Genomic DNA, 20,968 nt, shown 5'->3' with positions numbered 1-20,968 from the left:
ATGGTTCCTTTTCATTTTCTTTGTACAATGGTTCATCACTTTCGCAATTATACTTTCCGCAATGAATCCCTGAATTTACTCAACTCAAATTTTACTTCAAATCCCGAATTTTCTCCGCCAGCGGCACAATCTCCTCCAGCGAATTTAACTCATAGTCCGCCAGGCTCCGGTCAAAGGAAAAACGGTTATCGATGAGCGCCGCCACTGTCATTCCCGCGCAGTGCCCCGCCGTGATGCCGACCGTCGAATCCTCAATCACAAGGCACTCCTCCGGCTGCAGGCCCATCTGCTCCGCCGTATAGAGGTAAACCGCCGGATCCGGCTTGCTGCGCTTGAACGTACTCGCACTGATCATCCGCTCCAGACGGGACGCCACGCCATTTTCCTTTAAAATGCGCTCCACCTGCTCAATATTCGTCGCGGATGCGACCGCCAGCCGGAAGCCCTCCGCTTTCAGGCGATCCATCACATCCAGAATCTCCGGGCGGAAGATCGAGAGATAATCAATCGAATTAAAAATGTCCGTCCAGCGCCCCAGATACTCGTCATGCAGCTCCTGCCAGGTCTGACCATTGTGGATCGCCTTCTCCACAACCATCCAGCAGTCCTGCTTCGTCGTCCCCACCGTCCCGTGCAGACTTTCCAGAGTCACCTCCGGATTTTTCGTTTTTGCATATTCATACAGATAATTCAGATAAATTCCTTCACTGTCAATGATGACCCCATCCATATCAAAGATGACTGCCTTTATCATATTCGTATCCTCTCTCTTTCTGCTCCAGATTATAACATCTTCCCCCAGTATACAGGAATCCCCCGCCAGCTGACAAGCCCCTATTCCACCCTCCCGCCATTCTTTCGAAAAATTTATTACTGTTCACGCATCGTGCCCAGTAACGGAATTTGCCGTGGCTTCGCATTCAAATACGGCAAATTCCTGCTGCCACCATGTTTTCTTACGGCACTTTCGGTTCCAAAAGTGCCTACCCGTAAACAGTAACAAAAATTTCACATATTTTTCCATTTCTCGCCTTTTCATGCTTCCCCGAAACTGTTATACTGGATAGCGAAGCGGAAACTTTAACATACAGAGCCGTTTCAGGGAAAATAGAACAAACGACCTCTTTACAAATTTATCACATAAAATAAAAGGCTGCAGCTGTACCACAACCTGACAGCCGCGAAAGGTTTTATATGACACAGAAAAAAACATATTTAAGCTGGCTTCTGGGGCTTATCTGTGCTTTCAGTCTGATGATCGTGTTTCTGATCACCTCGGTGGAAGCCGTCGCCTACTGGACGCCGCATTATTATGAAAATGAATATACCCGCTACCAGGTTGCCGATGATGTCCATATGGAAATGGACGACCTGCTTTACGTGACGGACGAGATGATGGCGTATCTGCGCGGCAGCCGCGACGATCTGAACATTGACACCGTCGTAGACGGGACGCCGCGCGAATTTTTCAACGCCAGGGAGAAGGCGCACATGGCGGATGTCCGCAACCTCTTTCTCGGAGGACTGGCGCTGCGCCGCCTCTGCCTGTTTCTGGCAGCGGCATCGGTTGCACTGCTGGCACTTTTCAAGGTTCCGTTAAAACACCTGCTGCCACGGATGCTCTGCGCCGGGACGGTTTTATTTCTGGGCGTGACCGCCCTGCTTGCCGGGATCATTTCCACTGATTTTACGAAATATTTTATTATTTTCCACAAAATCTTCTTTACCAACGATCTCTGGCAGCTCGATCCGCGGACCGATCTTCTGATCAACATCGTGCCGGAACCATTTTTCATGGACACCGCCGCCCGGATCGGCATCACCTTCTGCCTGATGACCGGCGCCCTGTTTCTTCTCTGTCTTGCATGTATCCTGCGGGAACACCGCAGGGGCAAATCAGGAGCAGAAAATTCCAGAAATTCCGGAGGCGGCAGCTCTCCAGGTAGTTCCAGCCACCCGGCTGCTCCGGATTTGAAGACGAAAATTGCTGGCAGCACAGGCAGCAAGTTGTCCTTGTTTTTAATTGGTACACTTTTGCTGTCCCTGCTCGCCGCCCCGATGCAGCGCTTGCCTCCACCGACTGGCCAGCGGACATTTCCATTGACTCCGATGCCGGGATCGTCATGGACGCCAACACCGGAGTCGTTTTATATGGAAAAAACATCCATGAAACCTACTCTCCCGCCAGTATCACGAGGTTCTGACCTCCCTCATCGTTCTGGAGCACTGTTCCCTCGATGAGACGGTCACCTTTTCCGAGAGCGCGGTCTACAACGTGGAGTCCAACAGCAGCAGCGCCGGATACGATACAGGCGATACTGCCAGCGTCAAGGACTGCCTCTACGCCCTGCTTTTAAAATCAGCCAATGAGGCTGCCAACGCACTCGCCGAGCACGTTGCTGGCTCCGCTGATGCATTTGCTGTTTTGATGAATGAAAAAGCCGCCGAGCTTGGGTGCCAGGATTCGCATTTTGCAAATCCGAGCGGTCTGAATAACGAGGAACACTATGTCAGCGCCTACGACATGGCGCTCATCACGCGGGCGGCATTTGAAAATCCTACGTTTGCCAAGATCGTCGAGACAACCTACTATAAACTGCCGCCGAACCAGAAAAATCCCGAGGGACAGGGCATCTCCCCGGGCAATAAGCTGGTCAAAAAGAACTGGCCGCAGTACTACCGTCCGGACGTCCTCGGCGGCAAAACCGGTTATACCTCCATCGCCCTCAACACACTGGTCAATGGTGCCAGACAGGGCGATACGACACTGATTACCGTCATCCTGCACAGCAACAACACGCAGTATGAGGATACCTGCCGGCTACTCGACTTTGGATTTAACAATTTCCAGTCGGTCAAAATTGCAGATTATGATCAAACTTTTTCAAATATCGGAAAAGATTTAAAAATTGCAGATGTGTCTACCGCCGGGGGCGAATCCCTGTCCATCGACCCAGATAGCCGCGTGGTACTTCCAAAAACAGCGGATTTCTCGGAGACAACGACCTCCTTCGACTATGAGATCCCGGCTGGCGCACCGGACGGCACGATCGCCTGTGTCACTTATTCGCTCGGCGATCACAAGGTTGGCCAGGCATATCTGACCCTCACCGACAGCAGCCAGACAGCGGCAGATATTCCTGAAAAGCTCGTATCCCAGGCGGCAACAGCTACCGCGCAGGACAGCTCCGACACTGCCCTCTCAAACGGCTCCTCGGAGGCCTTGCCGCTCTCCAATCCGCCCGAATCGGCTGCTAATCAGGAAAATAGTTCCACCGGTAAATCCTTTGGACAGCTGTTTCATATTTCCGTCCGCGTTCCACCGGCATTCATCGCCGCACTGACCGCCATTCTTGTCGTGATCGGCGCGGTCACCGCCGGCATCCGTTTTCTCCAGATGCAGCGCCGCCAGGAGGAGGACGCCCTCGCAGAACGCCGCAGACGGCGCGCGGAACGTCTGCGCGACAGCGGAATGTCCGAAGCAGATTTCGACCTGATGATGCAGGACCGCCGAACGGCGCTGGCGAAAAAAAGGAAGAAACGATCGCATAAAATCCCATAACTGACACAAAAAGAGTTACCAGATGTGGAAATTCTCTTCTTTTACCTTACTCTAAACAGGCAGGAGAAACATTTCCATATCCAGTAACTCTTTTCTATGAATTTTTTCTTTTCTCTAATTTCTATTTCATACGCTCCATCCGCTCGGCTGCCTTCACCCTACTCGGCTGCTTCTACCGCCTTTCCAGACTTCTTCGCCTTGTTGCGTTCCGCGCGCTTCTTCTTCGTTTCCTCCTTCTTCTGCTCCACGTAGGCCGCTCCCTCTTCACCGACCAGCTTCGTCGTCTTAACAGCAAAGAACGAGCCGTCCTCCGACTTCTTCATCCGAATCTTTCCCTTCATATAACCGTGCTCCGGGCAGACCGCCAGACAGAAGTAAAATTTCTGGTTTGAGGAAAACCAGCGGATCTTTTTCCGCAAGGTCCGGCGGCATTTGTAACAAACCATCTCCGCCACACGCCGTTCCTCCAAAATCTCTTCCTTCGTCTCATGCTCACGCGACACAAATTTCGCATATTCTGGAAATTCCAGGTAGATCTCTTCCTCCTCCGTCAGCGGCGGCTGGTAATAATCCACTGAAACATACTCCATCATGCTGTAAAAGTCCATCTCACTCATGACACGCCCCGTGTAGTACGCATCATCCAGCGCCCGGTGGAACGGGCGATCTTCCGTGAGGTGCAATTCCTCTACCACGGTATCTAACGACTCCTTTTGCTTGGTGCCGTGGATCAGGGCATAGATTTTCTGCAAATCATAATAGAGAAGCGGCGATGGAAACTGCAGCTCCATCCCGTGATACACCATATTCCGCTGCAATTCGGTCAGATCCATCGAGCCCCACGTACAGAACCGGTAATCATCCCCGCACCATTCTAAAAATTCGGTCATCGCACGCACAAAATCCTCGCCTTCTGTGTCAAGCTGCTCGATCGACATATGCGTCACTTCTGATATCTTATAATGCATCTGCCGGTACACCCGCGGGCGGATCAGACGGCGAAATTCCGAAATGATTTGAAGATTTTTATTTAATTTTACCGCGCCTATCTCAATAATCTCAAATGGAAGCCGATTCATCGAGCCTTCCTTGCCCGCCGGACTCTGGTTCCATTCCAGATCCAATACTATAAACTGTCCCATAATTCTCGTCTCTTTGTAACGGTTCCGTTTTCTCTGCGTTACCTCTTACTTTTCTTTCTTCACGTTGTCACTGTCCATAACTTTACCACAAATCTGTGTATAAGTCCATATTAGGTTACCGGGCACACATGTGGGGACAGTAATATTTTTGTTACTATACACGGGTAGGCACTTTTGGAACCGAAAGTGCCGTAAGAAAACGTGGTGGCAGCAGGAATTTGCCGTATTTAAATGCGAAGCCACGGCAAATTCCGTTACTGGACACGTATGCGTGTACAGTAACATATTTTTTACATAGAACCACTGGCAGAGTGCTTCCATCTTTGCTATACTTCATGATAGAACGAAGAAGCATTTCTTTTATCAGAATGCTTTCTTCTAAGCTTTATTATGCACCTTGGGAGGGGCTGCTTATGGATTTAATACAACAATTTATCGATACATACAAGATGAAATGGACGTTCTACGACGCAGCCGGACGGCTCGCGGCAGAGAAACTCCAGCTCGCCCTGCAAAATGCCGGTATCCGGGCGATCGTGACCTCTCGCGCCAAGAATCCCGCCAGACTCCGCACAAAAGTGCAGCGGCGCAATTCCAGACGTGAAGAACCATACCAGACAATCGAGGAAATCTACGACGACATTGCCGATCTGTCCGGTGTACGCGTCTCCCTGTATTTCCCCGGTGACCGCGGCAAGGTAGATGCGATCATCTCGGAGCTTTTCAACATCCTGGAATTTAAACAGTTCCCGGAACAGTCGAAACCCCCGACTTACCACAAACGGTTTTCCGGCTATTGGGCGAACCATTACCGCGCGCGGATGCGCGATGAAATTTTGAATGAATCACAGAAAAAATACGAATCGGCGCGCATCGAGATCCAGGTGGCGTCCCTGATCATGCACGCCTGGTCCGAGGTTGAACATGATCTGATTTACAAGCCAATGCAGGGAACTTTATCCGAGGAAGAGCTGTCGATCTTAGATGAGTTAAATGGTCTGGTCCTTGCCGGCGAGATCGCGCTGGAACGCCTACAGGCAGCCGGAAATGAGCGGCTTCGCAGCCGCAATGCCGCGTTTGGAAGCCAGTACGAGCTGGCGTCCTATCTCTATAATTTCCTGAGCAGCCATCTCAAAACCGAGGACATCGAACTTCGAATGGGAAATATTGCCCTGCTCTACCGGCTTTTGCAGCGTTTACAGCTCACCGGTCTCAAAGATATTACCCCGATTCTTCGGTCTGTCAAATTTGAAAAGGATCGGCGCACCATTTCCCAGCAGATCATCGATCAGATTATCTCCGGCAATGAAAAGCGCTACCAGTGCTACCAGGAGCTGCGGGCGGAACCGGAAACCGCCTCACCGGAAACCCTGCAGGCAGTCAACCAGTTCCTCGAAGAGTGGGTGCCATTAGAGCGCCTGCTCAACAAGACTGCACGGCGCACCTCGACGCGTTCCCGCGGTGCCTTCAATATCAATACACTCAAGCGGATGGATCTCTTTGACAAAGAAATGATCAACCAGATTGTCCAGCTCCGCAAGCTGCGGAATGTCCTGATCCACGACATCGAGCTGCCGGACCAGGCACAGCTTCTCCGCTGTACGGAGGAAGCGAAAGCACTTCTGGCACAGCTGACCGGACAGCATGACGCAATGGCAGACGGAGAAAACGGTGAGAAAAACAGCCACGCAGAAAACACATAGGACACAAACGCGCCAATCACCAAAAAAGTAAAACACCAGCTAACAAAAAACACAATGATAAAAGCCATCCAGTTTTTAGCCGGATGGCTTCTTTGTTTTACATATTTGATTCTTTTCAGAACCGCTTCCAACATCGAAACACGATGTTTTACATTCTAATTTTGCATTCCAAATTCAGAAGCTTCTTAAATTAGAAATCAACCTCTGTATCATAGAAGCAACAGGTCAGAAGTTTCGCCATCTGCTCCGGATTGATCGAACGCGGGTTGGAACCGGTACATGCATCGCCAACTGCCAGCTCTGCTACGGTTGCCAGTTTGTCATTGAATTCTTTCTCGTCAATGATTCCGCCCTCATAGAGCTTAATGCTCGGAGCGATATTTAACTGCTTGTTCATCTCTTTGATCTCGGCGATCAGAGCGTCAACCAGAGCCTCGTCGCTGTCTCCCTGTAAACCGATGAACTTCGCGATATCTGCATAACGGGAAGCTGCCTCTGGTTCCTTGGAGTTAAATTTAATAACCTTCGGAAGATACATCGCATTCGCTGCACCGTGAACGATATGTCCGCCGGAGTAAGCTGCACCTGTCTTGTGTGCCATAGAATGGACGATACCAAGCAGTGCATTGGAGAATGCCATACCTGCCAGGCATTGTGCGTTGTGCATACGTGCTCTCGCTTCTTTGTCGCCATTGTAAGATTTAACCAGATAGGTATGAATCATCTTGATTGCGTGAAGTGCCAGCGGATCGGTGTAATCACAATGAAGTGTGGATACATACGCCTCGATCGCATGGGTCATCGCATCCATACCGGTGTTTGCGGTCAGCTTCTGCGGCATGGTCTCAGCCAGCTCCGGATCCACGATCGCTACATCTGGTGTGATATTGAAATCTGCTAACGGATATTTGATACCCTTATGATAATCGGTAATAACGCTGAATGCCGTAACTTCAGTTGCTGTACCAGAAGTAGACGGAATCGCGCAGAATTTTGCTTTTGTACGCAGTGTCGGGAAATTGAACGGAGTGATCAGATCCTCAAACTTGGTATCTGGATACTCGTAGAATGCCCACATCGCTTTCGCTGCATCAATTGGAGAACCACCGCCGATCGCTACGATCCAGTCCGGACCAAATTCCTGCATAAGCTTTGCGCCCTTCATAACGGTCTCAACGCTCGGATCTGGCTCTACTCCCTCAAACAGAGCCACTTCCATGCCAGCTTCTTTCAGATAATCTTCTACTTTCTGAAGGAAACCGAAGCGTTTCATGGAACCACCGCCAACGACAACGACTGCCTTTTTGCCTTTCAGATTTTTCAGTTCCGCTAAAGATCCTTCTCCATGATAGAGATCCCTCGGTAATGTAAATCTAGCCATATTGATACTACCTCCTGTTAATTTTTTAACCACCCTATGTCCAGATTATAGCACGCATTCTGGTGGATTTCAACTGTTTTAACTATTCACTTTTGATATATTTGTGTATTTTTCAAAAATTTTACATTTTATTACTTTGATTTCCATAGAAACTGCGTTCTTCGCTTGTCAATCATCCAACAAACTGCTTCTTTTCTCCATTTTGAACCGTTCCTTTTCTGTCTGCATAATCCCCCTGTGCCTTTGCCTCTATCATAAAGAATTCCTGCTGCCACCATGTTTTCTTACGGCACCTTCGCTTCCAAAAGTGCCTACCCGTAAACAGTAACGGAATTTCTCCACTCCTATTTCCATGCAAAATCTTATCTTGACATCCCTGTTTTTCCGTACTATAACAAGGGCAAGCATAAGCCGCCTGTGCGCTTATGCCCGTTTCATAGCACCTTACAGATTATATCTGTACAAGACTGACACGGAGGACATTATAATATGAAACAGAACTCACGAATCCAACTGGAAAACACCTTGATCGGCGCACTTGGCGTTCTTTCCCTTGTACTTTTTATTCTCAGCTTCCTGCCAGGGCTGGGACTGGCAAACCGCGTCGGTATCCTTCTGGAAATGGGGCACATGGTACAGCGTGCCTTTTCTGTCGTGCTCTTCATCCTGACCTTCCAGCTTTGGAAACGGAAGCGCGCCGCCTGGAACATTGCTGTTATCCTGCTGTTTTTAAGCTTTTTACGCGGGCTGACAGCACTTTCTTCGCCTTTGTATCTTCCGTTCCACCTGGCAGAAGCCGTATTATTTCTGCTTCTCCTGTGTTTTCGGAAGGACTTCTGCTGCCCGTCTGACCGGCGCAGCCTCGGACGCTCTCTCCTGTTTCTGCTGCTGGCACTGGCAGGCATCATCGTCAATGCCGGTATCAGCTATCATTTTTCGGTAAAACCGCTGGGAGAAACCTCTCTTGACTCGCTGATGGATAGTCTCATTCAGGGAACTGCCATGATTTTCGGCATGGGAAATCCGAGCAATGTTTCACGTGAAACACATGTAGTCGAACTGGTTACATTCTGGTTCAGTTGGGGCTGCATCCTCGCCTCCATTCTGTATGCGGTCCGCCCATGGCTGCTGCATCCAGTCAGCCATGCTTCGGATTTGATGCATGCCCGCACCCTCGTCAACCTGTACAGCCAGAATCCCAGCGCCTACCTGACGCTGGAGGATGACAAACTCCTATATTTCGGTCAGAAGGTAGACGGCGTCATCCCCTACGGAGTCGTCGGCAGCACCATCGTCATCAACGGCGATCCCATCTGCGCGGACAGCGATTTTCCGGTTCTCCTGGCAGAATTTAAAGAATTTTGCCAGCGCAGCGCTCACAACTTGTTTTTTATCAGCGTCACTGACCATTTTCTGGAAGAATATAAAAAGCAGGGCTTTGGATGGGTCAAAAACGGGGAGGAAGCCCGTTTCCACCTTGCGGACTATGAAATCTCTGGCAAGAAAGGCGCCAAGATGCGTATGAACATCAACCACGCCCGGAAAGCCGGGGTCGTCGTCCATGAATACTGCCCGCTGAAACAGCGGGATGCACAGATTGAGGCAGATCTGAACCGCATCACGAACGAATGGCTGCAACAGAAAAAGAGTTCGATGCTGACTTTCGTTATGGGAACTGTCGGGCTGGAAAATCCGATGGACAAGCGTTATTTCTACGCCACCGACGCCGACGGAAAAATCGTGGCATTCATCGTGTTTGTCCCATTTCTCGGCAAAAGAGGCTACATGGCGGACGTCACCCGCCACGGAACCGGCGCACCGAGCGGCGTGATGGAGACGATTCTTTACGACGCATTTCAGGTTTTCAAAGACGAGGGCATTGAGTATGGCAGCCTCGGTGTTGCCCCGCTCGCTGGCTTGAAAAATGACAGCTCTAATCCGGTCGAAAAGCTGCTCTGCTTCGCTTACAACCACCTGAATGACTGTTATGGATTCCGCGATCTCTACCGTGCCAAGGAAAAATACAGCCCGACCGAATGGGTTCCTTCTTATTATATTTACCTGCCGAAGATTCCAACACCAGACATGTTTTATGCCCTTGTGACGATTCAGAATCCGCATCAGATCCGCGAGGCAGCGGAGGATCTGGTAAAAGGATGCGCGCAGCGACTGAGAAACAAGAGGACTTCCCCGACACATCAAAGTAAACCATCTCGCCAGGTAAGTTGGACTGCTTCTTCCAGCACGAAGCAGCCCGACACAAGAAAGCAGACAGATGCAGATAAAAAGGCAGACTAAACTCAGCTTTTATCATGCTGGATGCAGCCTGATAAATTTCATTTTTTTACCAGAAAAGAGGCGCTCTTACGATGAAACATTCCGGTTATCTTACCACCTCCGGCGCAGAAATCTACTATGAACAGTACGGCAGCGGCACACCGCTCCTTATCCTGCATGGAAACAGCCAGTCCCTTGCCGTCTTTTATCCATTTCTGCGCACGTTTCTGCCCGATTTTCAGGTGATTCTGATGGACAGCCGGGGACATGGGCGTTCCCGGCTGTCTGTCCACACAGCGCTCCACGGGTTCTCTACAGAGGATATGGCAGACGACGTTATCGCCCTGCTTAACCACTTACATCTTTCCTCCGTCCACCTGCTGGGATTCAGCGATGGTGCCAATATCGGGCTAGAGATTGCATGCAAATACCCGGAGCGGCTGAAAAAGCTCATCTGTATCAGCGCCAACGCCTCACCGGACGGGCTTCTCACGCCGCTATACCTTGCCGCCCAAATGCTGCACAGCATTTTAAATCTCCTGGGGAATCTCCTGCTGCCTGTTTTAAAATGCAGCTTCTCTTCTGCCTCTGCATCCTCCGGGTCCTCTGTGGTCTCTGCACTGTCCACCCCGAAAGTTTCCCTGCCATTTCAGAAGAATTTCTCTGTTTCCGCCACATCCGCAGTTTGTGCCGACAAAGAAAGGCAACGTCATTTCGTGTCAATTTTCCCCCGGATTCCGGCAGAACAAAAAAAGAAGCCTGACTTTCTTACCCGGCTGACGCACCGCGTCCTCCGCCGCCGAAATCTGACTTCTCTTTTACTTCACTCGCCCCGTTTAAGTGCCCGGAAATTGCAAACCATCTCCGTTCCTGTGCTGCTGATCGCCGGAACCCGGGATCTCGTTAAGCCCTCACACTCCCGCTGGTTAGCAAGGCAGATTCCAACCAGTCGGCTTCTTTTAATGACCGGGGGACGGCATACTTCCATATTCCGGACACCGGCGCCTTATCTGCGCGCAATTCTGGCATTTCTGCGCCGCAGCTAAAGTCTCCTCACTCTTCCTGCTGCTCCGCTTTCCTTGCTCCATTCACTTTTAGGTTCTATACTTTTCCTCTTCAAGCATATCCACCGGACAGCATCCGCAGCTGTCGTGTTTCGAGCACTCAAAGCACCTCTCAGCACAACTTCCGCCCATTATCCACTTCTTCCTTCTGGCAGATCTCATCCAGCACCCAGTTTCCATCTTCCAGAACAAACCTCCAATATTCGAAGAAATCTTCCATTTTCCGGGATCCCTTCAAAAGTTCTCCGGTTTCTTCGTGATACACATAGTCGATCATCTTTCCATGGATCAAATACCAGATATAGTCGCGGTCGTCGCCGTCCTCATTCTCCGCTTCCACCAAAATCGCATCCAGAAGCTGGATCCCTTCCATGACAAACACCTCATGGCGCATCCTGCTCCACTCAAATTTCGTCTGAAACTCCTGCTGCATCTTCTGGCTCAGGTAAGGATGCCCTTTTTCCAGATCTCGATCCCGCCAGCATTCCTGAATCCGGTAATATGATTCCCGCACCCGCTCCTGTATCTCACTCCGATCCCAATGATCTTCTCCGATGGAAAATTCTTTCAATTTTTCACGGGCTGCCGCCTGTTTCTTTTTTGCCCGGTGCAGGTATGTAATGGTTCCGGCACTTCCCAGAATCACAAAGGTTCCCGTAAGCAAAAGCGCCTGAAACGCACCCGCCCGTCCGCCTTGTCCCCGGCTGCTGCTTGTATGATGATGGGAAGAACCACCTCCGCCACCTCCGCCGCCTCCGCCGCCGGAAGCACCTCCCGCTCTGGCAAAGGCGGTAAAAGATCCAAGAACCATCATGGCTGCTGTCAGGCAAAGCAGGCGGACGAACATTTTCCGGCACAGGCGACCTTTCTTTCCCAATCTGGAACCCACCCTGATTCCGCCGTTTTCATTTTCTCCCCTGCTTCTCCCCGTTGCTTTCACATCTCTCATATGAATTCTCCTAAAATCTCCCACACCTACTCGTGCTGCTGATCCTCCGGCTCCCTGCAGACATCCACCCAGCCTTTCGCTCCGGACACTTCTTCCAACTCTGGGATCGTGAGACGTACCGCGCTGTGGTCGTCTCCTGCTGCCGGATAAACCGTCTCAAAACGCTTCAGGCTCTCATCCAGATACACTTCAATTCCATCCTTGATACCAAACGGGCAGACCCCACCCGGCGCATGACCGGTAACCTCCTCCACCTGCTCAAACGGGATCATCTTTGCTTTCACGTGAAACGTATCTTTATATTTCCGGTTATCCACTTTCGCAGTACCTTCTGTCAAAATCAATACCGGCTGTTCTCCCTGTAAAAAGGACATCGTTTTCGCAATCATCCCCGGCTCCACGCCTAATGCCTCCGCTGCCAGCGCAACCGTCGCTGTGGACTCTTTTAACTCAATAACATGATCCAAAAATCCGGCTTCCTTTAAGTAACTTTCTGCTTTTTCCAGTGACATGGCTGTTTTCCTCCCGCATCCTCTATCGATTGATCTGCCGTATCAATTTCTTTTATATTTTAGAACTCATTCATCTTTCCCATCATATCACACTTTCATTTTCCATATCAATATTTCTATAGACGAAAAAAGACGGTTCCCTGCATTTGCCAGAGAACCGCCCCCTATTTCACTAACTGCCATTTTCAAGATCGTTCCGACCGCTTTTTGTAAAACCAACACAGATTTTTTGCAAATCTATCTCCAGATTTCAGATCCAAATTCCGGCTTTCTTCGATTCCCTCTTACCAGTTCCGTCCTGTATTTATCACTTCTCCCCGAAAAATAATTCCACATCGCTCTCCACGCTGTCAATTCCCGCGATTCCAAACTTCTCCACCAATACATTTACCACGTTCGGACTTAAAAATGCCGGAAGCGTCGGTCCAAGATGGATATTCTTGATACCGAGTGAGAGAAGCGCCAGAAGAACAATGACCGCCTTCTGCTCATACCAGGCAATGTTGTAAATAATCGGCAGGTCGTTGATGTCATCCAGCCCAAAAATCTCCTGCAGCTTCATCGCAATGACCGCCAGGGAATATGAATCATTGCACTGCCCCGCATCTAGGACACGCGGAATCCCTTCAATATCGCCCAGATTCAGCTTATTGTAGCGGTATTTCGCACAGCCAGCCGTCAGAATTACCGTGTCCTCCGGCAGCGCCTTTGCAAAATCGGTGTAGTAAGTGCGGCTCTTAGCACGCCCATCACACCCCGCCATGACGACAAACTTTCGGATTTTTCCCGATTTGACCGCATCCACTACCTTATCTGCCAGTGCCAGCACCTGTGCATGGGCGAAGCCGCCGACAATCTGTCCTTGCTCAATCCCGACCGGCGGCTCACAGCGCTTCGCATGCTGGATGATCACTGAAAAATCCTTCTTTCCTCCGATTCCACCGTTGATATATGTGCAGCCCGGATATCCCGCCGCACCGGTTGTGTAGAGGCGATCCTTGTAGCTGTCCTTCGGCGGCACGATGCAGTTCGTTGTCATCAGGATCGGTCCGTTGAACGTCTCAAATTCCTCCCTCTGGCACCACCACGCATTGCCGTAATTACCCTTAAAATTCGGATATTTCTTAAATGCCGGATAATACTGCGCCGGAAGCATCTCCGAGTGCGTATATACATCGACGCCGCTTCCCTGCGTCTGGTCCAGAAGCATTTCCATATCGCGCAGATCGTGTCCCGAAACCAGAATACCCGGATTACTTCCGACACCGATATCAACCGTAGTAATCTCCGGATTTCCATAAGTCTCTGTGTTTGCTCGATCCAAAAGCGCCATTCCCCGGACACCATATTCGCCAGTTTCCAGCGTCAGGTGAATCAAATCATCCACACTCAAGCTGTCATCCAGCGTCGCCGCAAGCGCCCGCTGTAAAAATGCATCCGCCTCCCGGTCCTCCTGCAGCAGAACGTTCGCATGCCGGGTATAGGCAGACAAACCTTTCAAGCCATACGTAATCAAGCTGCGAAGGGAAATAATATCCTCGTTCTGCCCGATCAGAACGCCCGCTTCCGACGCTTTTTTTATAAATTCAGACGGTTCACCTGTCCAGCCAGCCGCCTCCGGCAGATTGTCCCGACGTTCCAGCTGCTCCCACAGTGCCGTCTTCATTTCCAGCGTCTTTTCAATCCTTTTTTCAATCGCCGCCTTATCAAAATTGGCATTCGTGATCGTCGTAAACAGATTTTCGGTAACCAGATGGTTGACCTCATCTGCCACCGCACGTCCCTCCTCTCGAAGCCGTGTCGTCACCGCGCAGATACCCTTCGTCACCCACACAAGCAAATCCTGCATTGCCGCCACATCCGGCTGCTTACCGCAGACACCGACCACCGTACAGCCCTTGCATCCGGCCGTTTCCTGACATTGATAACAAAACATTTTCTGTTCCATTGTTCACTCCTCCTATCGCATCTATCGTGTCTTAGATATAATCTGCATTTCGCGTGATTTATATTCTTGATAGGGATAGAGCCAAAAGTTTACCGCTCCTCACGTTTGTTTGCACCCGGCACCTTGGCAATGCTCTGTGCAACCGAAGGCTTTTCAGCCAAAACTAATTTCATTTGCATCTGCTCCTTTCGCAAAAAAATAAGCAGCCACACACCGTAATGCATGACTGCTATGTAAAAAGTTCAGAAAGAATTTTGCAACCGGACACAGTTTTCTGTCCCTGAATCTCCATCAACATAAAAATATCTCCATCATTTCAAAAGAGAATGACGGAGATATTTCGCCCTGCTTATTCTTGTAGCAACCAATCGGCTATATCATGGATTTCGATTCCTTCATAACTATATTTTGGATGTTTGGTTCTGGCAATAATCATTTTCGGATAAGCATCTCGGATCTGAAGCAGAGAAGAGCATTCTCTCTCAAATGTTTCCTGCCCGGAAATGTTGTCACTGACCTGAATATAAATCTTCTCGCTGCCTCTCTGAGCAACAAAGTCGATCTCCTTTTGATAGAGCTTGCCGACATAGACATCGTATCCACGGCGAAGAAGTTCGATGCAAACGATGTTTTCATATACTCTGCCATAATCCATATTTCTGCTTCCCAGTATTGCATATCGAATACCGCTGTCACACAAATAGAACTTTTCAGAGCTTTCAAGGTATTTCTTGCCTCGGATGTCGTATCTCTTAATATCATAAAATACAAAAGCATTGCACAAATACTTAATGTACTTGCCGACGGTTACATGATTGGTCGGAGTCTCATTTGCTGTCAGTAGCTGACTGACCTTATTAGGAGAAGTCAGGTTGCTGATATTATCCATAAGGAACTCGCTCAGACGCTGTAAAACCAAAGTGTCCGGGAGCGCATATTTCTGCACCAAATCCCTTGTTACAATCGTTTCGTAGACCTCTTTGATATAGTTTGTTCTGTCTTTTTCGGTTCTGTAAGCGTAAGAACCTGCTAAACCGCCCTTGATAGCGTAATCATCAAAGAGCTTATCTTTATCACTAACATCATCATAATATTGGCAATATTCTTGGAAGCTGAAAGGAAACACATGAATTTCAATATAGCGTCCGGTAAACAGAGTTGCCAGATCCGCACTCAACAGGAAAGCATTGGAGCCGGTTACATAGATGTCGTATTTTCCCTTAGAGTACAGGCTGTTGATTGCCAACTCAAACTTGGGACACATCTGAACCTCGTCTACAAACAGGTAGTTCGTTTTACCTTCCTGATAATGTTCTTCCACATAGGCGTGTAAGGCATGGTATTCCTTGATTTCTTCATACGCCAAATCCATGAAGTCAATGAATATGATATTGATGTTTTCAAAATGGCTTTTCAGATACTCAATATACGCCTGCATCAGCTTGGACTTACCGGATCGACGAATGCCCGTGATGATCTTGATGTCAGGAGTGTCATTCAGTTCAATGATTCTATTGAGATATTTTGCTCTCGTAATTGTTTTCATATCGTCACCCGCTTTCAAAAATTGAAATTTTTTCATTTCTCGAAACCGCTTCACTGTACTTATTATACTGTCTGCTAATAGTATATGCAAGATGTCGCTTTCAAAAACATAAAATTTTTTATTTTTTGAAAGTGGAAATTATGTAAAGGCAACCCGAAGGCTGCCCCAGGCATCAAGCCTATCCTGTTTACACAGGTTCATTATCATCTTCATCGACAGAGCTATCTGCATCATCGTTCTCAAACTCCGGATCGTACCCATAGTCCTCGTCATCGTCCACATAATCAGCATCCGGATCAGGCTTTGCCGCTTCCTGTTCCTTCTTCTTTTCCTGGACTTTTTTAAATACGAAGAATACCTTTGTGTTAAAATGAAGGAAGATAGGCAGGTATAAAAAAAGATCTGTCACCCTTAGGATTCTTCCCAAAGCCAACAGATCTTAAATTTTCCCTTACATCTTCATACTCTTCGCCAGACTCGTCAGCAAAGCTGCCATTTCCGGATTAACCCTTTTTCTTTCCATCCCACGTTATTCTGCATCTACGGTTACCACGTTTCCTTTTTTTGACATAAGCCAATAAAACACAGCACAAAATATTAATGCAAATACAACGCCAAAAACATTCTGAATCACTCTAAGACCAACTGCTCCTTTTAGTCCATAACTCTCTGTAGCAATGGCCAAAGCACCAAATGTGTTAAATACTGCCTGCCAGCCATATTTTGCAGAAAGTCCTACACCGATTCCACCAAGAATTCCTATATATGCATAGATTGACGAAGGAAGCAGAAAATATAATACTGTAAAACATATAACACCTGCAATATTTCCGACAATCCTTTTACGGACTCTGTAGTGCATATCTTCCATAAACGGCAAAATCGCGGACATGGCCGCAATACCAGCCCACATTGCACGTGGCATATTACAAAGTTCTGCAATGCAAAGGACAATCGGTACGCATAAAATCTGACATATCTGCCATTTTGTTCTGGAAGAAGTGATATCAAATTCTTGTATCAGATCTTTCAGATTTCTTTTATAAGTTCTGTTTTTATGATTTCGATAAAATACGAAGCAGGTAAGTGCTGCACCTAAAGCCATTCCAACTAATCGCATCTGATAGCTTTTTCCCGTAACATCATAACCATATAGCAGCAGATACCCAAGAACCAATGTAGATTGATTAAACATGAATGGATTATGGCATCCGAACAGAATCAACACAGCCAGTGCCGCAATATTTAACAGCATTCCAAGTACCGGTGAAAACTGATTTGCTAAATGCGGACATACAGTCATAATTACAAAGAACAAAGCCAAAAGCATCGTAGATTGTCCGGTGTGGATCCCCAGATCCGCATTCCGAAATACCATAAGGCATAATAAAACTACTACACCCACAATACTATTCTCATTTCCAAATAAGATACTGAAAATAGTAACAAATAAAAAACAAAATGCCATTGTAACAGCTATCTTTACCAAATATACCAGCATATGATATGATTTTTCTTTCACTGTTTCACTCTTTTTCAACAAGTTTTTAGAACCTGCCTGATTTAACTGCAATTCCTGATAAAATGTCATGTAATTCCTCCTCTATCTGTTTTTCTTAAACTTATATGGCCTCATCTTTCTGTATTGGAAGCTCTACAACAAATCTGCATCCACCATATTCCCGGTTTTCTGCCTTGATCGTCCCGCCAGCACTATCTACGATCCGTTTCACAAGTGCAAGGCCGAGACCATTTCCTTCTGCTTTATGAGATCCATCTACCTGATAGAACTTGTCAAATATTCTGGATTTTACATCATCCTCTATTCCTGGTCCTTCATCTTCCAGAATGAACTTAACAGAATCCTGTTCTTGTTTCAGAAACATCGTAATTGTCCCCTTTGAAGGGCTGAACTTAATCGCATTATCCAAAAGATTTATCCAGATATGCATAAAAAGTCCTTCATTCCCAGTATATTTAACTTCTTCCAATTCTACCTGAAAACCAATTTCTTTTTCTGTCCATTTTGTCTCCAGGGAAAGAAATGCCTGACGGATCTGTTCATCCAAACGATATTCTGTTTTTTTCATTGGTATGTTCTGATTCTCTAACTTGGATAACAGCAAAATATTACCAACCAATCCTGAAAGTCTTTGGGTGTTAAATAAGATTTTTTCTACATATTCCTCTTGATCCGGAGACAGTTCTTCTCCCTGAAGCAGCATTGTATATCCTTCAATGGCATTGATCGGGGTCTTAAACTCATGAGAAACATTGGAGACAAAATCCATCTGCAGTACTTCTGTTGCACGAAGCTCTTTTGTCATCACATTAAAACTCTGGTAAGATTCTCCAACTTCTGCGATACGGCTGTTCGTTTCCAAGTGCTGTTCAAAATCTCCCTGCGAAACTTCCTTCATTGCTTTACTGAGTCTGGTAATTGGTTCCAGCAACCTTGCATTGATAAAGGAAGTAATCAGCCCTGCAATCAATGTATTAAAAATCAAAAGCCAGCCAAGCACAGGTATGCTACCAGGCAGATTAAAAAAATGATTCAAAAAAACAACTAATAACGCAGATATGACTGTTGAAAATACAAGTGCCAGCCAGATTGCACCAGTCAGACAGGATCGGATCCGCAATCCTTTTTCTTTCTTTTGTTCCATTATTTTTTCACCACCTTGTATCCAATTCCACGCATTGTTACGATTTCAAAATCAGGGTTATCTTTCAAACGCTCCCTGATTCTTCCTATATGTACCTCTATCGTATGTGGGTCTGCCTCCGTCTCGTATCCCCATACTTCATCCATCAACTGTTGTTTTGTAAATGTTCTGCCTGGCGAAGCTGCAAGCTTATATAAAAGCAGGAATTCTTTTTTAGGCAAAACAAGACTTTCCTTATCAGTTGTAACCGTCATTGCATCATAATCAAACTCTGTTGAACCGATCACAATTTTGTGTTCATTCAATATCTGTGCACGGCGAAGCAGTGCTCCGACTCTTAAAACCATTTCATTCACATTTACCGGTTTTACCATATAATCGTCACTTCCCGAAAGAAATCCCTGGCGCATATCATCAAAGGAACCTTTCGCAGTGATCATAAGTACCGGTATCTGATATCCTGCTGAACGGAGTTTCGACACCAGTTCATAACCATCCATAACCGGCATCATAATATCGGAAATGATCAGATCAATATACTCTTTATCCAATATTTCTAATGCCAGTGCTCCATCCGATGCACTTTTGACCTGATATCCATTCTTCTCAAGCACTTTTTGGAATAGCTGGCTTAATTCTTTATCATCTTCTACAATTAATATTTGAAACACGATCTTCTTCCTCCTTTATCAGAACAGATATCTTGCCATCCAAGCAGATGCTGTACCAAAAGTACGTTTCTCTGACGCTTCTTTGTCAATTCAATTGGCTCTACATGATACGGATCACGATAGGTTCCATCTTCCAATACCTGTCGGGACACTCTTTCATATTCCATCATGCCTTCTTCCAACTGTTTATTAATCTCTTTGCTACGTATTACAAGCATCAGTTCCGTATCCAGATACGTGCTTCTCATATCCATGTTAAAGGAACCGATTACGGATAGATCATCATCAATCAGGATGCTTTTTCCGTGGTAAGAATAGCCGCCTTCATACTCCCAGATATCAATTCCTGTATTTAAAATTCTGTTTCTGTTTCTCGCATAATCAGCAGAACCAAACGGATTTCCATTGTTGGCAACCGAATTGGTCATGATAGAAAAATCCGGAACCCTCTCCGCAATCTCTTTCCATGTATTATACATCATATCATTGCAGATAATATATGGTGTATGAATTTTCACGCGCTCTTTTGCATTTTTCATTAGTTCTCCCAGTTGATACCAGACTACTGGTTCCTTGGGACCTGTGTGGATAGGATTTGACACTAATGCAATCTTTTCTGTCTCAAAAGTTTCGTCCGTGTAATCGGTATCGCAGATTCTTTCCTTATTCTCTTCAAAATATTTCTGATAGCCGTTCTGCAGCTCTAAAACTGCGTTCTTTACAGATTTTCTATTTGCCAGTTTTTTATTGTCATGAAAATAACCACTGTCTTCTTGTTCCCATATCGTTTCAAAATACTCTAGCAACTGGTTAACTGAATTTTCTTTCTCAGGTTCATCGCAAACCACTAACACATCTCTGTCATAGTTCTTATGTCCCAGAAAATCACCCAGGAAATAATTGTATGTATTTCTTCCACCAAGAATATATGTCTTACCATCTGCAATCAAATATTTATCATGCATTCTCCCCATCATCTTCCATGGTTTCAACGGATTGGCCTTATTATACAGTTTAATTTCAACATTCTCATGGGAAGATAATCCATAGAAATACGGATTGCCTTCCATATCAACCCAGCTCTCCATTCCATCTACTAACAGACGAACATGCACACCTCTGTCTGCCGCATCATGCAGTGCTCCTAAGATCAATTTTCCACTTTCATCGGATTGAAATGCAAACGTAGAAAGAATAATTTCCTTTTTTGCATTCTTGATCAAACGCACTCTTTGTAAAAGCGCTTCTGGATTCTTTTCTATGATTACTGCCCTTTCTGTATTTTCACTGCATTCGTTCCATGACCCATTTTTTGTTTCTTTTTTGGTTGTATTGGACACTTCCGGCTGCTTTTTATATGCAACGCAGATTCCGAGCAATTCATAAAAAGCCACACATAAAAAAATTGCCAGTATAACAAGAAGGATTTTACATATTTTATGCTTTTTCATTGTACAGCACCTGATTCCTTTTTATTTCATACTTATACAATACAAAGTCAATCTCAATTTAACCTCAACAAAATTTATTTTTCATAAAAAAATATG

17 protein-coding genes and 1 pseudogene are annotated in these 20,968 nt (G+C 46.8%); 6 read left to right on the top strand and 12 right to left on the bottom strand.

All coding sequences use genetic code 11. The features are described 5' to 3' along the window. Positions 1–91 precede the first annotated feature (91 nt). Positions 92–754, bottom strand: coding sequence for an HAD family hydrolase (locus tag DWX91_RS08475; RefSeq protein ID WP_107000922.1), 663 nt, complete (start codon positions 752–754; stop codon positions 92–94). 440 nt (positions 755–1,194) lie between these two features. Here DWX91_RS08475 and DWX91_RS08470 point away from each other — a divergent pair. From DWX91_RS08470 to DWX91_RS08465, 3 genes and pseudogenes are all read left to right on the top strand, one after another. Beyond that, positions 1,195–1,821, top strand: a pseudogene (locus tag DWX91_RS08470) (TIGR01906 family membrane protein); the annotation flags it as partial. 302 nt (positions 1,822–2,123) lie between these two features. Next, positions 2,124–2,204 (top strand): hypothetical protein, encoded by an 81-nt coding sequence (locus DWX91_RS18035; RefSeq protein WP_412693865.1) that lies wholly within the window; start codon positions 2,124–2,126, stop codon positions 2,202–2,204. Then, on the top strand, positions 2,201–3,562 hold the full coding sequence (locus DWX91_RS08465; protein WP_412693864.1) for a D-alanyl-D-alanine carboxypeptidase: 1,362 nt from the start codon (positions 2,201–2,203) through the stop codon (positions 3,560–3,562). Before DWX91_RS18035 ends, DWX91_RS08465 begins: the two co-directional genes overlap by 4 nt. A gap of 158 nt (positions 3,563–3,720) precedes the next feature. Here DWX91_RS08465 and DWX91_RS08460 read toward each other — a convergent pair whose 3' ends face one another. Then, positions 3,721–4,704: a 3'-5' exonuclease gene (locus DWX91_RS08460; RefSeq protein ID WP_118471701.1), complete on the bottom strand. Its 984-nt coding sequence runs from the start codon at positions 4,702–4,704 to the stop codon at positions 3,721–3,723. Positions 4,705–5,117: 413 nt separating this feature from the next. Between DWX91_RS08460 and DWX91_RS08455 the strand changes: the two genes are divergently transcribed. Next, on the top strand, positions 5,118–6,407 hold the full coding sequence (locus DWX91_RS08455; protein ID WP_118471703.1) for a RelA/SpoT domain-containing protein: 1,290 nt from the start codon (positions 5,118–5,120) through the stop codon (positions 6,405–6,407). 190 nt (positions 6,408–6,597) lie between these two features. On the opposite strand, the gene DWX91_RS08450 is transcribed toward DWX91_RS08455, so the two are convergent. Beyond that, on the bottom strand, positions 6,598–7,788 hold the full coding sequence (locus DWX91_RS08450; protein ID WP_022359140.1) for an iron-containing alcohol dehydrogenase: 1,191 nt from the start codon (positions 7,786–7,788) through the stop codon (positions 6,598–6,600). A gap of 489 nt (positions 7,789–8,277) precedes the next feature. Here DWX91_RS08450 and DWX91_RS08445 point away from each other — a divergent pair, with 489 nt between their 5' ends. Both DWX91_RS08445 and DWX91_RS08440 read left to right on the top strand, forming a co-directional pair. Next, entirely contained in the window at positions 8,278–10,086 is a 1,809-nt protein-coding gene (locus DWX91_RS08445) for a bifunctional lysylphosphatidylglycerol flippase/synthetase MprF (RefSeq protein ID WP_118468992.1), read from the top strand. A gap of 71 nt (positions 10,087–10,157) precedes the next feature. Continuing rightward, positions 10,158–11,111 carry an alpha/beta fold hydrolase gene (locus DWX91_RS08440; RefSeq protein ID WP_118471705.1) on the top strand — a complete coding sequence of 318 codons (954 nt, stop codon included), beginning with the start codon at positions 10,158–10,160 and terminating at the stop codon, positions 11,109–11,111. A gap of 130 nt (positions 11,112–11,241) precedes the next feature. On the opposite strand, the gene DWX91_RS08435 is transcribed toward DWX91_RS08440, so the two are convergent. From DWX91_RS08435 to DWX91_RS08390, 9 genes are all read right to left on the bottom strand, one after another. After that, positions 11,242–12,078, bottom strand: coding sequence for a Tim44 domain-containing protein (locus DWX91_RS08435; protein ID WP_118471707.1), 837 nt, complete (start codon positions 12,076–12,078; stop codon positions 11,242–11,244). A gap of 26 nt (positions 12,079–12,104) precedes the next feature. Continuing rightward, entirely contained in the window at positions 12,105–12,590 is a 486-nt protein-coding gene (locus tag DWX91_RS08430; protein WP_118293332.1) for a YbaK/EbsC family protein, read from the bottom strand. Positions 12,591–12,897: 307 nt separating this feature from the next. Then, positions 12,898–14,538, bottom strand: coding sequence for a hydroxylamine reductase (hcp, locus tag DWX91_RS08425; RefSeq protein WP_118471709.1), 1,641 nt, complete (start codon positions 14,536–14,538; stop codon positions 12,898–12,900). A 349-nt stretch (positions 14,539–14,887) separates the two neighbouring features. Further along, positions 14,888–16,120, bottom strand: a complete 1,233-nt coding sequence (locus DWX91_RS08415; protein ID WP_117796787.1) for an ATP-binding protein — start codon at positions 16,118–16,120, stop codon at positions 14,888–14,890. 151 nt (positions 16,121–16,271) lie between these two features. Then, positions 16,272–16,493 (bottom strand): calreticulin, encoded by a 222-nt coding sequence (locus DWX91_RS08410; RefSeq protein WP_227589456.1) that lies wholly within the window; start codon positions 16,491–16,493, stop codon positions 16,272–16,274. Between the two features lie 120 nt (positions 16,494–16,613). Beyond that, a complete protein-coding gene (locus tag DWX91_RS08405; protein WP_118471711.1) occupies positions 16,614–17,675 on the bottom strand; it encodes an FUSC family protein in 1,062 nt (353 codons plus the stop codon). 31 nt (positions 17,676–17,706) lie between these two features. Beyond that, on the bottom strand, positions 17,707–18,750 hold the full coding sequence (locus DWX91_RS08400) for a sensor histidine kinase (RefSeq protein ID WP_118471713.1): 1,044 nt from the start codon (positions 18,748–18,750) through the stop codon (positions 17,707–17,709). Next, a complete protein-coding gene (locus DWX91_RS08395) occupies positions 18,750–19,421 on the bottom strand; it encodes a response regulator transcription factor (protein WP_107000933.1) in 672 nt (223 codons plus the stop codon). Before DWX91_RS08395 ends, DWX91_RS08400 begins: the two co-directional genes overlap by 1 nt. After that, entirely contained in the window at positions 19,406–20,872 is a 1,467-nt protein-coding gene (locus DWX91_RS08390; RefSeq protein WP_118538631.1) for a phospholipase D family protein, read from the bottom strand. The genes DWX91_RS08395 and DWX91_RS08390 overlap by 16 nt, the downstream gene beginning before the upstream one ends. Positions 20,873–20,968 lie beyond the last annotated feature (96 nt).

This window comes from Clostridium sp. AF22-10 (genome assembly GCF_003478725.1).
GTDB lineage: Bacteria > Bacillota > Clostridia > Lachnospirales > Lachnospiraceae > Otoolea > Otoolea fessa.
This window is presented reverse-complemented; position numbering and strand designations above follow the sequence as displayed.

Excerpts from the sequence above, each read along its gene's own strand:
- DWX91_RS18035 (WP_412693865.1), top strand. The coding sequence starts at position 2,124 with ATGGACGCCAACACCGGAGTCGTTTTATATGGAAAAAACATCCATGAA.
- DWX91_RS08445 (WP_118468992.1), top strand. The coding sequence starts at position 8,278 with ATGAAACAGAACTCACGAATCCAACTGGAAAACACCTTGATCGGCGCA.
- hcp (WP_118471709.1), bottom strand. The coding sequence starts at position 14,538 with ATGGAACAGAAAATGTTTTGTTATCAATGTCAGGAAACGGCCGGATGC.
- DWX91_RS08460 (WP_118471701.1), bottom strand. The coding sequence starts at position 4,704 with ATGGGACAGTTTATAGTATTGGATCTGGAATGGAACCAGAGTCCGGCG.
- DWX91_RS08475 (WP_107000922.1), bottom strand. The coding sequence starts at position 754 with ATGATAAAGGCAGTCATCTTTGATATGGATGGGGTCATCATTGACAGT.
- DWX91_RS08415 (WP_117796787.1), bottom strand. The coding sequence starts at position 16,120 with ATGAAAAAATTTCAATTTTTGAAAGCGGGTGACGATATGAAAACAATT.
- DWX91_RS08400 (WP_118471713.1), bottom strand. The coding sequence starts at position 18,750 with ATGGAACAAAAGAAAGAAAAAGGATTGCGGATCCGATCCTGTCTGACT.
- DWX91_RS08430 (WP_118293332.1), bottom strand. The coding sequence starts at position 12,590 with ATGTCACTGGAAAAAGCAGAAAGTTACTTAAAGGAAGCCGGATTTTTG.
- DWX91_RS08435 (WP_118471707.1), bottom strand. The coding sequence starts at position 12,078 with ATGAGAGATGTGAAAGCAACGGGGAGAAGCAGGGGAGAAAATGAAAAC.
- DWX91_RS08440 (WP_118471705.1), top strand. The coding sequence starts at position 10,158 with ATGAAACATTCCGGTTATCTTACCACCTCCGGCGCAGAAATCTACTAT.
- DWX91_RS08390 (WP_118538631.1), bottom strand. The coding sequence starts at position 20,872 with ATGAAAAAGCATAAAATATGTAAAATCCTTCTTGTTATACTGGCAATT.
- DWX91_RS08405 (WP_118471711.1), bottom strand. The coding sequence starts at position 17,675 with ATGACATTTTATCAGGAATTGCAGTTAAATCAGGCAGGTTCTAAAAAC.
- DWX91_RS08455 (WP_118471703.1), top strand. The coding sequence starts at position 5,118 with ATGGATTTAATACAACAATTTATCGATACATACAAGATGAAATGGACG.
- DWX91_RS08450 (WP_022359140.1), bottom strand. The coding sequence starts at position 7,788 with ATGGCTAGATTTACATTACCGAGGGATCTCTATCATGGAGAAGGATCT.